Source organism: Moorena sp. SIO2C4 (assembly GCF_010672485.1).
GTDB lineage: Bacteria > Cyanobacteriota > Cyanobacteriia > Cyanobacteriales > Coleofasciculaceae > Moorena > Moorena producens.
In genome coordinates, this window is record NZ_JAAHGN010000077.1 from 1 (window position 1) to 13,214 (window position 13,214).

Consider the following 13,214-nt stretch of genomic DNA (forward strand, 5'->3'; position numbering starts at 1 on the left):
TGGCACTACTGGCCGAGAACGGTTCAAGGTTTGATAGGTGTGGGCAAAATCAAGGAAAGTCTGACGCCCATCGGGGTCTCTAGTGCCGTGACCAACCATTAATAAAGGGCGTTTTAGCGGTAGGGGAGATAGGGACAATGACTCATCTGTGACATCGATCTTCATACTTCATCCTTGATCATTCATAGCTCATACTTCTACGTCATACTTACATAATTAATTTTATAAAGGGCATTTTAGTGGTAGGCAGGTTAAGGACAATGACTCAGAGGTAACATCGATCTTGTTCCTCTGTGTAATGGCTTAATCTCTTGATTACCGACCCTTTACCTTATTGCCTTAAGGTAGGGAAAGTATCCACCAGAGTTGCCCCTATGCACCAATTTTCGAGAGCAATTCTACAGAGAAAGCAGCAAGAGCCAAAGGTTAAACGCCGATTGCATTTCTACGCTAGGGGTGAGCAGATCCCTCTAGTAGCACAGGGTGTTTGGGAGGTAGACGAAGGCCGAGTCCAGCTGAGTACCCTTTCCCCAGAAGGGGAGGAGATATGGTTGGGTTGGGCAGAGTCTTCTGCATTCTTTGGCAATTGGTTTTCTGTGCTGTCAAGTTATCAGGCAATCGCCCTAACTGATGTCCGTCTCAAATGGTATTCTTTAGCCGAAATCAACAATTCTCCCTATATAGCCCAAACTATTTTACCCCAACTAGTGCGTCGGATGCGACAGACAGAGATCCTGTTAGCAATCTCGGGTCAGCGCCGGGTTGAGGTACGCTTACAACATTTACTATTGCTTTTAAAACGGGAAGTTGGTGAGCCAGTAGCAGAGGGTATTCGGATTGGAATGCGTCTTACTCATCAGGATTTAGCTAATGGGATTGGAACGACGCGGGTTACAGTTACCCGACTGCTCAGCAAGTTCAAGAATGAGGGAGCCATTACTATTGATAGCGATCGCCACATTATCCTAAAGCACGACAGCTTTACAAATGTAGCAGATTGGTGATATTATGCTCAGATTAACAGATATCTTGGGCTGAAACTAGAAAAGCGCGGCATAAAGTAAGTTAGCTATTCGGCTGATGTGGCGTTGCAGCCCCGATTAAGTCCTCAAACCTACTCCCTAGGGGAGAGCTTCAATGTGCGCTAGTTCAGCCCATCTATCTGGAATGCTGATCACTTGTGTTCTTCAGGAGTAAGAGGCCTGTCTCTCGAAGCGATTTCAATTCCACCAGCAAACGGTCAACGACCAGCAGGATTGGTCGTAGCGTTACACGGTTGGGGTGCTAATGCTCAAGCTGTGGCATCTCTAGTGCCATTGTTAAACTTGCCCAACACCCAATTTTTAATTCCCGATGCTCCTTTTAGTCACCCTCAGGTAACTGGTGGCAGAATGTGGTACGACTTGTCAAGAGACGACTATCGGAGATTAGAAGAAAGCGAAGAGCGCTTGATCTCCTGGCTCGATTCTCTCCAAGGTTTTACAGGTATTCCCCTGTCCTCGACAATTTTGTGTGGCTTTTCTCAAGGTGGGGCAATCGCTCTAGATGTAGGGTTAACCTTACCCCTGGCAGGTTTAGCCTTATTGAGTGGCTATATGCATCGAACCCCTCAAAAGGTTGATTCATCCTTGCCGTCCATTCTAATTGTTCATGGTAGACAAGATACGGTTGTTCCTTTAACTGCTGCTAACCGGTTACGAGATTATTTGCTCAACTTGGGAGCAGCAGTGCAGTACAGAGAATTAGATATGGGTCATGAGATTTCATCAGAGCTTTTAGAATTGCTCCGGGAATTTATTATATTCAATAGATAGTGAACAGAGATGCTCAATATCCTAACTTCTGTGGAATCCCTTTAAAATAGAAAAAACATTATAAAAAACATTATAAAACATTAATTGGGCAAAACACCTCAAATAACTATGACTGTAGTTAATATACCTGTTGAAACAATTCCCATAGTGTTGAAAATTCCGACTGCACTGGATATCAATGATGACCTGTTCTTTGAATTTTGTCAGATTAACCGGGACTTACGGATTGAACGGACATCACAGGGAGAAATAATTATTATGTCCCCAACTGGGAGTGAAACAGGGGGAACAAACTTTGATCTGATCTACCATTTTGCTAAATGGGTTAAGCAGGATGGGACAGGTAAAGGTTTTGATTCATCCACTGGCTTCAAACTTCTCAATGGTGCTAACCGTTCCCCTGATGTGGCGTGGGTAAAACTGGAAAGATGGCAAAGGTTGACCAGGAAACAAAGAAGACAATTTGCGCCTATCTGCCCCGATTTTGTGATTGAGCTATGTTCCCCCAATGACCGGGTGGAAGACCTCAAAAACAAAATGGAAGAATACATAGAGAATGGGGCAAGACTGGGCTGGTTGATTGACCCTGATCATCGCCAGGTTTATATTTATCGCCCTGGTGCACTAGTTGAGCAGCTAGACAATCCTACCACTGTTAGTGGTGAATCGGTTTTACCTGGTTTTGTGCTGACGATGGCGGAAATTTGGCAAGGGTGAGTTGAGATAAATTCTATTAACTGTGTTAACTTCCCTTGTAGTCGCTCAATTGTAGTTGCTCAAACCCTTGCTCTTCAAGCTTCCCCATTCCCTCCTTGGTCTGATCAGTAATTCAGAGGCACAATAGTGGTGCTCAAACCATAACTACTGAGTAATTTCAGCACCCGATCAATATTTTCCAGGGTTGTGAACAATCCCGCTTGCATCACAGTTCTTCCTTGAAAGGAGGTCAGGAAAGAATCGGGAATTAGCGATCGCATTAAATCTTGTTGCTGCTCACTCTCAGCATTTACCAAAATCCGGTAACCCTGACTGGGTAGAGCTGAAGTAGGATTATTCCCTTGAGGTCCCCTTTGTTCCGAGTTTGATTGGGTACTTGTAGAAAACACTGGAATTGAGCTACCTGAATTGGAGCTAGCACTAGTATTTTGATTACTAGTATTTTGATTAACCGGTGTACTGATCTGACTAGACATTGACATCATAACGTTAACCTCCTCAGTCAAGGCTGCTGCCGGTGTTGGTTTTGAGCTGTCACTTGACCCATCAATCACTTCCTGTGACGGTGAAGCCGGAGTAAAACTGCTAGAATCCTCTCCTGGTTTGGCTGGAGATGTTGGTTCCTCAAAAGAGGACTGCTCTTGGTTTTGAATAACTTTCAGAGTCAGGGGTGTCAGGGGTTCAGAATGTGAACGTTGAGTCCTAGCATCAGAAGGCTGTTGGGTTTCAGAGGTTTGCTGACTCTCAGTTTGGGACCTTGCTGCTGGTCTAGAAGATTCAGTACTTGCAGAATTATTTAGTGCTGCGTCTTTGCCGATGTTATCCGTTGAGGTAGATGGCTGAGACTCCAAACTCGATGGAACGGGAAATGAAGCTGCTGAGACCTGAGCAGATGTAGGTTCCTTCTCGGCAGACGGTTGGAATGGGACGACTTGGCTGGGGGTGGTTGGATTCTCCTCAGAATTAAGCGTAGTCTTCTGTGAGTGATTAGAGTTCTCTGCCATGACAACTGCTTGGTTGTCAGAACCATCAGGTGTACTAGCTGGTTTACTAACAGCTGGTTTACTAACAGCTGGTGTTTCAACCTCCGACTCTTGAATGATATCGTTTTCAGTTTCCCCTGAATTAACCTCACTGTTAGTTTCCTCTTCTAGCTGATTACCAAAAGCGATCAGAGTAGGCTCAGACTCCTGATTGTTAATGTCAAAGCGCCTATTCCCTCGAAATTTATTGTTTAATGTATTGTTTGTTGATTCATGTGAATTTCCCCAATCCGGATTAGCTCCGACCTTGAGGACTAATCCATCCAGTTGGGAATTTTCAATCAGGTTATTCTGGAAAAATGGTTGAGCATTGCTTTCAACCACTACCCCATTTTTATTGCCAGTGATGCGATTATTAACGATATGGGCTGCAACGTTTTCGGCAATCATAATTCCTAAGTCATTATTTTCAAATACATTGTCATCCACTTGAGTGTTTGAGGTTCCGTAAATGCTGAGCCCATTGCCTTTATTGTTGTAGAAGTAGTTACTGCGAATTGTTGGTGTACTATTTCCCTCCACAGCAATCCCGCTTTTGCTATTCCCAGTTAAGGTATTGTCTTCCACTAAAACCGAACCGACTTCCAGCCACAAACCATAACCTTCTGGATTAGTATTGTTAAGGGTTACGCCAGAAATAATTGTTTGGTCAGCACCTACGATTAGGACATCATGACTAGCAGCCGTGGCACTAACAAAGGTACCACCGCCGCGAATCACCACATCGTGACCTCTAGTGCGGGGGTTGCCCTGTAGCTTGATACCGGGTTTCAGAAGTAGGGGGAAGGTTTCACCCATGTCACTGCTGTAGATACCCCTAGAGAGTACAATCACAGTATTGGCCTGGGCAGCTTGTAGCGCCTGAGTGATAGTTTTCAACGGTGAATCCTGGGTGCCATCACCGCTAGTGTCGTTTCCGGTAACTGGGTTTACAAACAAAAATTTTCTTTCTATGGTAAGATCCAGGTTTCTTGCCCGATCATCCTGAGTTGATTGGGCTAAAGCCGTGGTTCCTCCTAATCCTAGTGGCACCATTGTTGAAGGGATAGCTTGGCTGAAGATGCTAAAGGTTAATCCCAGCAAAATCGTTGTCACTGGTAACCCAAGATCAAAGCCTCTAGGCTGATGTTGGTGATGGCAGTGGGAATGATTGGCCTTCGGCCACGCTACGGGATTGGAAATAGTTAATTCTATGGTGTGAATTCTGATCAAACTCATGGCTGTTCTCCTTTGGTCCAATGTTCATGGAATTTGACATAAGAGTTGAGTTGAATGTCAAGCTTGATCGTATCCATAAACTAGGATATTTGTAATCTATTTGTAATCATTTATCACTTGAAATGTGTCCGTTGCTAAATGTTACTGACCGGATAAACAAGCTTTCCATCCACTGTTAGGATAGAGAATAATGGAGTAGTTAGTAATGGATGACCAACACAGCGGCATTATGGGTCAAAAATCGGCGATCTGCCGAATTTTGGATGCAAATTTAGACCGAGCTAGAGAAGGCTTGCGAATTATTGAGGAGTGGTGCCGCTTTGGTCTCAACAGCGCCCAGATGGCTGGGGAGTGCAAGGAAATGCGCCAGGAATTAGCCCGTTGGCACAGCTCAGAAATCAGGATCTTCCGAGATACCTCAGGGGATCCAGGGACTGGACTAACTCATCCCCAGGAAGAACGACGTTCGAGCATTCAGCAGCTTTTACAGGCTAATTTGTGTCGGGTTCAAGAAGCACTACGGGTGTTGGAAGAATATGGTAAACTATACGATGCTCAGATGGGTATAGCCTTTAAGCAGATGCGCTATCGGGTTTACAGCCTGGAAAGCCATTTACTGGGATATCAGCGTCATCAGTTGCTGGAGCGATCGCATCTCTACTTGATTACATCCTTGTCAGACCAGTGGTTTGCCAAAGTAGAGGCTGCCCTCCAAGGTGGACTAACCTTAGTACAGTACCGGGAAAAACAAGCAGATGATGGGGACAGACTTGCCGATGCTCAGAAACTGTGCCAGCTGTGCCATCACTACGGTGCTTTGTTTATTATGAATGACCGGGTAGATTTAGCTCTAGCAGTGGAGGCTGATGGAGTTCATATCGGACAACAAGATGTACCAATTTCCTTAGCACGGCAGCTACTCGGCTCCCAGCGTATCATTGGTTGCTCGACTACTAACCCTGATGAACTACACCGGGCAATTGCTGAAGGAGCAGATTATATTGGTGTTGGACCGGTCTATGAAACCCCTACTAAACCGAGTAAGCCAGCAGCTGGTTTGGATTATGTCAAGTATGCTAAAGAGCATGCTACAATTCCATGGTTTGCAATTGGGGGAATTGATCCAAACAATTTAAACTATGTCTTGGATGCCGGAGCTCAACGAGTGGCAGTTGTCCGGGGGATCATGGAGGCGGAACAACCAACTCTAGTGACTCAATATTTCCTGTCCCAGCTCAAACGAGAGCACACTCTTCGATCTCTTGAAGCTGGGGTTTCTAAACCCTAATGTCAGAAAACTTGATAATAGTTAGACATGTTAGGTAATAAGTAATGGTTACTAATTTTTAATAGCTTGGTGGTGAATATTAGCTGATGATGTCTAACAACACAACTCAAATTACCCTTGAAGTTAATGGTGAATCCCGTACCTGCTCTTGTGACACTAAACTACCCCAGCTATTAGAACAGCTAGGCTTAAATCCGCGCCTGGTGGCAGTAGAATATAATGGTGAAATTCTCCATCGGCAGTTTTGGAACCAGACTCAAATGCAGGAGGGAGACCAGCTCGAAATTGTCACGATTGTTGGCGGTGGTTGACTTCTCGGAGCCATTTGAAAATCTCCCCATCAATCTTCTTGATGATGGGTTTCCAATCGGACTTGATATCACTAAAGCCAACAGTCAAAAACAATCAAACACAAATTAACTCAGGAGTTAACGAGTAGGGGAGTTTGAGGGGACGAAATTCCCCACCCGTCGCAGGGATGGGGAATTTCGTCCCCTCAATTAGCTTGACATGTTACTGTGATATATATATAATAGTAACAAAGGTCGATAAAAGAGGTTAGCGCAGTGAAACATAAAGCCGTCAAACTCAGGATTTATCCCACTCAAGAACAGGTTCATATATTAGCCCAACATTTTGGGTGTGCTCGCTGGTGGTGGAACTATGCACTAAATCAGTGTATAGAAACCTACAAGGAAACTGGCAAAGGCTTGAAACAATCTGCACTTAACTCTATGCTGCCGAAACTCAAAAAAGAGAAAGAAACTGAATGGCTAAAAGATTGCTACTCTCAGGTTTTACAATCTGTGAGTCTCAATCTCAGTCGTGCATATCAAAACTTTTTTGTTCGCGTAGCGTGGCCTACGGCCAAGGTAGAGCGAAATATCCTAGATTCAAGTCATATCATCACCGTCAGTCAATCCAGTACCCCCAAAAAGTCAAACAAGTGGGCGACTGTCTTAAATTTCCTGGAAAGTTGGGAGTTGTTAAAGCAGTAATTCACCGACCACTAGATGGGGAAATCAAAACTGTAACGGTTAGCAAGACTCCTTCTGGGAAGTACTATGCTTCTGTGCTAATGGAGTATGAGTTGGGTGATGCCAAGCCATCTACAGATGGGAAGGTAATCGGTATTGACTTGGGCATTAAGGATTTTGCGATTACCTATGATGGAGAAAAGACTTCTAAGTTTAGCAATCCAAAACACCTAGCTAAATACGAAAAGAAACTAGCTAAAAAGCAACGTATTGCTGCCCGTAAGAAAAAGGGTAGTAACAGGCGCATAAAAGCCAGAAAGATTTTAGCTAAGGTATACGAACAGATTGGAAATGTCCGTCAAGACTACCTCCATAAGCTATCTAGAAAGATAGTTGACAACAACCAAGTAGTGGTAGTCGAAAATCTAAATGTCAAGGGCATGGTAAGCGCTACGCGCACGCTACGCGAACGTAACCATAAACTAGCTAAAGCAATTTCTGATCTAGGTTGGGGAACTTTTGTCAACTTTCTTTCCTATAAATGTGAAAAAGAAGGAAAAGTGTTGGTTGAGATAAACAGGTGGTTCCCCAGCTCCAAGACCTGCTCTAATTGTCATTACCGCATCAAGGAGTTGCCGCTAGACGTAAGGACTTGGGTTTGTCCAAGTTGTGGAACTCACCACGATAGAGATGGTAATGCAGCTAAAAATATTAGAGCAGAAGGGATCAGAGTGCTATCCTCCTCTGGGACAGGGGAGGTAAACGCCAGTGGAGAAGAAGTAAGACCAAGACGCGGACGTCCGTCCAAATTGAGGCATTCTTCCGTGTTCGCGTAGCGTGGCCAAAGGCCAAGCTGGAAGCCCCGACCTCAAAGAAGTAGGTCGGGGTAGTTCACACCTAGATTTTTGCATAACTGTCGAATCTCCTCTTCATAGATAGGGTTCATCACAATAACCAGATCAGGTTGGTAATCCTGGAGAAACTCTGGTGGCACAATTTCTTGTCCCGTTCCAGCAACGTACTTCCCCTGTTTGCGGGGATTGAGATCTACGATGTAATCAATCACATCTTGGCACTTGAGCAGATTCAAAAAAGTAACCCCTTTCGAGCCAGCACCCCATGCTACGGCTTTTTTCCCAGTTTGAGCGATGGTTGTCAGTTTGTGCTGCCAGCTTTCTAACTTCTCCTGAAACCTAGCGGTAAAGCTGGCAATATCGCGAGCCAATACCTCGATTTCATCCGGTTTTCCATAGCTGTTCGGGATTTCCCCATGGACTGGCTTTGCTTCCAGGCAAAGGAACTGACCACCAAACGCCTCCTTGATTTCACTAACTTGAAACCCAGCATTGACAAAAGCTTGCCCTAGAGAAGAGGGGGCGAAATAGCAGCAGTGTTCATAGATAATGTCCCACACCGCTAGATGGCGAAAGGTATCTAAGGCGTTGGGGACTTCAAAGAAAACAATGGTATTAAGGCGAGAACCGATCGCCTGTCGTAGTGGCTTGAGCAAATCTGCGGGATTGGAAATGTGTTCTAGGGTGTGCCGACAACAAATTAGATCCGCTTGATACTCTTGGTAGAGCTGTGAATAGAAATCTTGAACAAACTTGACTTGAGTCTGGAGTTGTTGATGCTCTGACCTAGGAACATAGCTCGGGTCAAAACCTACTCCTCGGTTATTACCTAGTTCACACAGGCAAAGGAGAAAATCCCCTTTGCCACAACCAATTTCAATAATTTCTTTATTGTAGAGATTGTGGCGCTTCAGCAATCCAGCGGCAAGGGATTGGGCATAGTCTTGAAATCGGGGAGAGTAGTGTAAGGAGTTTTCATAGTCCTGGCAATAACCCAATTTAGTAGGGTCAAAGGCTAGGTTGCTAATAAAACCACAGCTAGGACAGAACCCTAGTTTGATATCTCCCTTGGAACAGTTTTGAGCAGTTGGACGCGATCGCCACAGCAGATTACAGTACACTGGCACCGCCAACATCTCAAAAAACACCTCTAAATCGGCAGAGGCACATACAGGACAGTTGTGGTTAGATAACGTGTTCATTTAAAGTTTTAACTCCATTAGACTAGTACAGGGAAAGTACAAATAATCAGCTATCAGCCGTCAGCTGATAGCTGACGGCTGATAGCTTTTAAGGAAACTTGGGTCAGATCATCCTTTCGAGAGTTTTCAGTGTCGGGATTTCACTAGCGATCGCATTACCAATCTCCAAAGAAGCCGTCGCACCAGGAGAGGGAGCGTTACAAACATGCATTGCTTTAGGACTATTGACAATTAAAAAATCATCCACCAGCTTGCCATCATTTTTCAAGGCTTGAGCTCTGACCCCAGCATGGGTGGGAACTAAGTCATCTGCTTGGATTTCAGGAATCAGCCGTTGCAAACTCTTAACAAAGGCAGCTTTACTGAAGGAGCGGATGATTTCCTGAATTCCTGCGTCTCCATGTTTGACAGCTAGTTTCCAGAAACCGGGATAGCTCATGACCTCCACAAAATCTCGCAAGTCAAAATCAGTCTTTCGATAGCCTTCCCGCTTGAAACTAAGTACAGCATTGGGTCCAGCATGGACACTGCCATCAATCATGTGGGTGAAATGAACCCCTAGGAAAGGAAAATTCGGATTAGGAACTGGATAAATTAGGTGCTTGACTAGGTAGCGTTTCTCTGGCTTGAGTTCATAGTACTCACCCCGGAAAGGAACGATTTTAGCTGGAGGCTCAGCATCACCCAACTTAGCAATGCGATCGCTATGTAGTCCAGCACAGTTGATCACAAAGCGAGTGGGATAGTTACCATTGTTGGTTTCCAGTACTAAACCATCCCCAGTTTCCAGGATTTTTTCAACCTTACTATTGAGACGTAAATCCCCTCCCTGGACACTCACCAGTTCAACGTATTTTTCACAGACCTGCTTGTAGTTTACAATCCCAGTCGAATAAACTCGAATTCCAGCTAAACAACGGACATGGGGTTCAATTTCCTTAACCTCTTCACCAGTAATCTTGGCAATCTCTATACCATTTTCCAAACCCCTTTGGTAAAGAGTATCCAGTAATGGTAGTTCTTCTGGTTCAGTTGCTACAATCACTTTGCCACAGATGTCATAATCAATGCCATGCTTTTGGCAGAATGCCACCATCGAGCGGTTTCCTTCATAACAAAACCTAGCCTTGAAACTCCCTGGTTTGTAGTAGATTCCAGAATGAATTACACCACTGTTATTGCCAGTTTGGTGAGCAGCCCAACTGCTCTGTTTTTCCAGTACCAGAATTTTGGCATCTGGATAACGTTGACCCAATGCCATGGCTGTGGATAAGCCAATGATTCCTCCTCCAATAATCGCCAAGTCGTACATAGTTATTTTTATTACTTAAACTATTAAGGTTAACTTTGAATGTTGAATGTTGAATGTTGAATGTTTAACAGTTCAATGTTAAAATTTTAACTTTAAAAGTTAACCGTATCCCTGAGAAAGGTATAATAATGGATAATATAGTGTTTTTTATATGGTGAGGTACACCTTGCAGCTGAAAAGCTTGTTAATTGAGACTTATGGTCTACCTCATTGGAGTAAAAACCGCTATAAACAATTAATTAATCCTCAAAAGTTTGGGTAAGCCTACTCACTTACCATACTTTTTTTTACCAGAAAACCTATTATGATATTTGCCATTTTGACCTGAAAGGACGACAAAAAAATAAAAAATGACAAAGACTTTTTTTCCCGCAAGCATCCAAGCCTTCTGTTATTGCTCAACTTTGCTGGGTGCTTTCTGATGGAAAAATTTTTTCCAAGTGTGTGCAGAAAAAACATAGTTCCCAAGTACACCTAAACAACTCCAGTAAACAATTTATAAGTCATAAGTCTCTTGTTTTTGACTTATGACTCATAACTGATAACTCATGACTAATGACTGATATTTATAGAGATATAACCTCTGTACTTACTCCCATTTTATCCAACATTTGCTGAATTTCATCACAATATATGGAATTCATGACAATCACCTGATCAGGTTTGTATTCCTTTAAAAACTCTGGTGCCATAATTTTTTTACCAACACCAGGGATAAATTTGCCATGACGATGGGGATTAATGTCTACCACGTATTCAATTTTGTCTGTGGTATCAAGAGTGGTTAGAAAAGCCACACATTTGGAACCCGAACCCCACACTACAACACGCTTGCCTTCAGCATGCATCTGCTCTAAGTGCTGCCTCCAATTCTCCAGCTTCTTGCTAATCTCGTTGGTGAAGTTTTTGACATGCTGGGTCACTTCCTCAAGACTCTCTTCCAGAGGATGTACTTTGTCAGATGGGATGCTGACAGGTCGGGTTTCAATTAACAGATATTGTTCACCATAAGCTCGATACAGGTCAGTCACTTCAAAACCACAGTTGCGGAATAATCGCGCTAGGGATCCAGGGGTGAAATAGGAGCAGTGTTCGTAGTAAATGTCTTCAAAAGCTAAGTCTTTGAGTACTCGTATGGTATCTGGTATCTCAAACACCACAACGGTATTGAGGCGATCGCCAATGGAGCGGCGCACGGTATTAATAAACTCAGCAGTAGGATAAATATGCTCTAGGGTATGGCGACAACAGATAAAATCACCTACATACTCAGCATAGCATTCTGAGTAATAGTCTTGAATAAAGGTGACCCGGTCAGCGGCTTCACTCTGGACTCGTCCTACTACAGCCGACGGGTCAATACCAACACCGCGATTGTTACCTAATTCGCACAGCAGCAAGAGAAAATCTCCTTTGCTACAACCAATCTCTATAATGTCTTTGTTATGAAGGTCGTATTTGTCGATCAGATGATTGGCTAGATCAAGGGCAAACTGATTGAAGGTTGGGGAAAAACTCTGTTGGTCTTCATAATTGGGAGCGTAAGCTGACCACCTGGAATCAAAGGAAACATTAGTAATGAAGCCGCAGTCTTGACAAAACCCCAAAACCACATCACCGCAAGGGAAGTTTAGGGCTGCGTCTTGGGTTGACATCATTAAGCAACTGTGAACTGGTACGTTATGTACTTCATAAAATAGGGATAATCCTTGGTTTCCACAGTTGGGACAAATATGTTCTGATAATGAAATCGGTTGTGTGTGAGCAAAATTTTTGGGCAATGCTTGTTGTATCATTTTGAGTGACTTGTTTATAATTTAAATGTGCTGTTATTAGGACTGCCTATACTAGTCGATTCTGTAAGCTCAATAAAAAAAAATTTTGTCTTTACTATTTGGCGTTCGGGTAGCTTGACCTAGGGTCAATCCCATAATTCAAGCTTACGATCGCCAACAACAATGTTATCAAAACCTATAATTAGCAACGTATTGACTTTATACTAAATATTTTCAAATATATCATTTACAAATTCCACCCCCAAACTCTGCTGCTGTTGCGAGACAGAGCAGAGCATGATTCAGATCATAAAGTGCGGAAGTTCGCTAAGGTAAAATTGGCAATTATCCGTACCCTCCCGCACTACAAATCATGATCAAGCTGACTTAAATTATAGCATGTATAAAGTAGTTGACGTATACAAGTGTGGGATTTTATGGAATAGTGATGGATCGCTACTCCCTACTCTCTTCCTTGACCGTCAACCATAAACTCTAAAGAATCTTTGGTTGTGGAATCGGAATAATAAATTTACCTCCTTGTTGTCGATACTCTTCCTGTTGCTGCAAAATCTCATCAGCAAAATTCCAAGCTAGCAGCAAGACATAATCTGGTTTATCCTCTAACAGTTTTGATGGTGGAAAAATAGGTAAATGATTAATGCCCATGTAGCGACCATGTTTGAACGGATTTAAATCCACTACATAATCCACCAGGGTTTTATTAATCCCAAAATAACTGAGCAGAGTAGTTGCTTTAGCTGCTGCTCCATAGGCTACTACCTTTTTACCCTGTTTCTTCAAATCCCAGAGGATATCCAGTAAAGAAAGCTTAATTTCCTGAACACGATTAGCAAAATCACGATAGTAATCAATGCGGTCAACTCCCCGCGCTACTTCTTCTACTAATAGAGATTTTACGGATTCCTTAACCTGTTCCTTAGGCTCCACAAATAGGCGTAACGAACCCCCATGGATTGGAGTACGTTGGATATCATTTAGGAATAAACCATG

11 protein-coding genes and 1 pseudogene are annotated in these 13,214 nt (G+C 43.4%); 6 read left to right on the top strand and 6 right to left on the bottom strand.

Annotation, left to right across the window (positions count from 1 at the left end; all coding sequences use genetic code 11):
- Nucleotides 1-165: CbiX/SirB N-terminal domain-containing protein (locus F6K20_RS40525; protein ID WP_502708818.1), on the bottom strand; the 165-nt coding region annotated here is incomplete at its 3' end.
- A 209-nt stretch (nucleotides 166-374) separates the two neighbouring features.
- Here F6K20_RS40525 and F6K20_RS06715 point away from each other — a divergent pair.
- The 3 genes from F6K20_RS06715 (at nucleotide 375) to F6K20_RS06725 (ending at nucleotide 2,531) form a co-directional block, all read left to right on the top strand.
- The gene (locus tag F6K20_RS06715) at nucleotides 375-1,004 is read left to right on the top strand and encodes a Crp/Fnr family transcriptional regulator (RefSeq protein WP_287249346.1); all 630 of its coding nucleotides are present in this window, start codon (nucleotides 375-377) and stop codon (nucleotides 1,002-1,004) included.
- Nucleotides 1,005-1,202: 198 nt separating this feature from the next.
- Nucleotides 1,203-1,814: an alpha/beta hydrolase gene (locus F6K20_RS06720; RefSeq protein WP_071107585.1), complete on the top strand. Its 612-nt coding sequence runs from the start codon at nucleotides 1,203-1,205 to the stop codon at nucleotides 1,812-1,814.
- Between the two features lie 108 nt (nucleotides 1,815-1,922).
- Nucleotides 1,923-2,531: a Uma2 family endonuclease gene (locus tag F6K20_RS06725; RefSeq protein ID WP_071102255.1), complete on the top strand. Its 609-nt coding sequence runs from the start codon at nucleotides 1,923-1,925 to the stop codon at nucleotides 2,529-2,531.
- A gap of 104 nt (nucleotides 2,532-2,635) precedes the next feature.
- On the opposite strand, the gene F6K20_RS06730 is transcribed toward F6K20_RS06725, so the two are convergent.
- Nucleotides 2,636-4,792: a DUF1565 domain-containing protein gene (locus tag F6K20_RS06730; RefSeq protein ID WP_287294198.1), complete on the bottom strand. Its 2,157-nt coding sequence runs from the start codon at nucleotides 4,790-4,792 to the stop codon at nucleotides 2,636-2,638.
- Nucleotides 4,793-4,997: 205 nt separating this feature from the next.
- Between F6K20_RS06730 and F6K20_RS06735 the strand changes: the two genes are divergently transcribed.
- From F6K20_RS06735 to F6K20_RS06745, 3 genes and pseudogenes are all read left to right on the top strand, one after another.
- Nucleotides 4,998-6,080: a thiamine phosphate synthase gene (locus tag F6K20_RS06735; RefSeq protein WP_008182935.1), complete on the top strand. Its 1,083-nt coding sequence runs from the start codon at nucleotides 4,998-5,000 to the stop codon at nucleotides 6,078-6,080.
- An 89-nt stretch (nucleotides 6,081-6,169) separates the two neighbouring features.
- A complete protein-coding gene (thiS, locus tag F6K20_RS06740) occupies nucleotides 6,170-6,391 on the top strand; it encodes a sulfur carrier protein ThiS (protein ID WP_044492807.1) in 222 nt (73 codons plus the stop codon).
- A gap of 255 nt (nucleotides 6,392-6,646) precedes the next feature.
- Nucleotides 6,647-7,893, top strand: a pseudogene (locus tag F6K20_RS06745) (RNA-guided endonuclease InsQ/TnpB family protein).
- A gap of 32 nt (nucleotides 7,894-7,925) precedes the next feature.
- Here the strand turns inward: F6K20_RS06745 and F6K20_RS06750 are convergent.
- The 4 genes from F6K20_RS06750 to F6K20_RS06765 form a co-directional block, all read right to left on the bottom strand.
- Nucleotides 7,926-9,113 (bottom strand): class I SAM-dependent methyltransferase, encoded by a 1,188-nt coding sequence (locus tag F6K20_RS06750; protein WP_287249340.1) that lies wholly within the window; start codon nucleotides 9,111-9,113, stop codon nucleotides 7,926-7,928.
- A 103-nt stretch (nucleotides 9,114-9,216) separates the two neighbouring features.
- Nucleotides 9,217-10,425 carry an L-2-hydroxyglutarate dehydrogenase gene (gene lhgD / locus F6K20_RS06755; protein ID WP_287266781.1) on the bottom strand — a complete coding sequence of 403 codons (1,209 nt, stop codon included), beginning with the start codon at nucleotides 10,423-10,425 and terminating at the stop codon, nucleotides 9,217-9,219.
- Nucleotides 10,426-10,991: 566 nt separating this feature from the next.
- Nucleotides 10,992-12,221, bottom strand: a complete 1,230-nt coding sequence (locus F6K20_RS06760) for a class I SAM-dependent methyltransferase (protein WP_287266779.1) — start codon at nucleotides 12,219-12,221, stop codon at nucleotides 10,992-10,994.
- 474 nt (nucleotides 12,222-12,695) lie between these two features.
- Nucleotides 12,696-13,214, bottom strand: a 519-nt coding sequence (locus tag F6K20_RS06765) for a methyltransferase C-terminal domain-containing protein (RefSeq protein WP_353736734.1), incomplete at its 5' end; no start/stop codon positions are given.